This window comes from Vibrio sp. D173a, assembly GCF_030248475.1.
This window is the reverse complement of sequence record NZ_JAHGAH010000942.1, coordinates 1-1,331: the sequence shown is the minus strand read 5'-3', so window position 1 is coordinate 1,331 and position 1,331 is coordinate 1. Positions and strand designations below refer to the sequence as shown.

The window sequence follows — 1,331 nt, the reverse complement described above, 5'->3', positions numbered from 1 at the left end:
CGCTTAGAGATCGACAGTCCAAGCCCTAGCCCTTCCGGTTTGGTGGTAAAAAAGGGGTCAAACAACTGAGAGAGTTTTGATTCAGGCAGCCCGACGCCGTTGTCCCAAATATCAAGTACACAAGTTTGAGATTCCAATCGCCACTCTAAGCCAATCTGCGGGCTCGGCTGCTGGTTCAGTGCTTGCGCGGCGTTATGAATCAAATTAACCAATACCTGCTCTAACTCGGTTGGGTGAATGGAAATTTGAATGTCGTCACTGATAGAAGTCATACGCAGCGTTATGCCTTGCTTGATCAACAGGGCACTCAAGATGCCAGTCGCGTTATTGACCGCTTGATGCAGATTTGCCGTGTGGTTCTCTTGCTTAGTGACCTTGCGGGTAAAGACTTTAAGTCGAGCGATGATGTCGGTGATTGACATATTGAGAGCCAGCATCTTATCTAGATTGCCCTTCACCATATCGGTACGTCCCATTTCTAGCAGCTTGAGGCTGTTCTCACTGTAGGTTCGCAGGGCTGCGAGCGGTTGGTTTATTTCATGGTTAATGCTGGCTGAGAGTTCACCTAATACCGCGAGTTTGGCCGTCTGTGTGAGTTCTTGCTCAGTCTGCTTGAGCTTGCTTTGGGACTCTTGGTATTGATGAATGGTCTGTTGCAACTGTTGGTTCGACTGCTGAAGGTAGAGTGTGCGCTTGTTAACGGTCTCTTCCAGTTTATGATTGAGCGTTGTGAGTGCCACTTTCGCTTTGTAGGTTTGACGCCAAGACCAAGCGATCAGCAATACTAGGCTGTAGATCACCAAGAATATCGCGTCTATCTGCGTCACTTTCTTGAGCTCTGTCTCTCGCCCCTTGAGCGCCACAACTTGGTATTGCTGACTGCTGGTTGCGGCAGGGTAGACATTGAACCTGCCCATTTGGCTCAACTGCTTGCTGGGTAATTCGCTAACGGGCTGTGACAGAGCAAGGAAATCATCAATCAGAGTGATTTGGTCCAACCCATATTGACGTTGCTGCGCGATCTGTTGTTGTTGAATCGAGCTCAGTGGTTGCAAAGAGTGGTACAGCCATTGGGGTTGGCTAGAGTGAAACACCACTTGGTTGTTGTCGAGCACGACAATATCAAAGCCATCACTGGTCAAAATCGCTTCAATGTTCTCTAGGCTGACTTTAACGGTCAACACACCAACGATTTCCTCTGCAACGTAGAGTGGGGAAGAGAGAAAATAACCGCGAACGTTTGAGCGTGCACCTAGGCCTACGTATTGAGATTTATCACCATTGATCGCTTGGCTGAAGTAAGGACGAAACGCAAAGTTCTCGCCCACGAA

At 48.6% G+C, this 1,331-nt stretch carries 1 protein-coding gene; it reads right to left on the bottom strand.

The window, feature by feature from the left end; all coding sequences use genetic code 11:
* Positions 1-1,331: ATP-binding protein (locus KIV40_RS30430; protein WP_285352999.1), on the bottom strand; the 1,331-nt coding region annotated here is incomplete at both ends.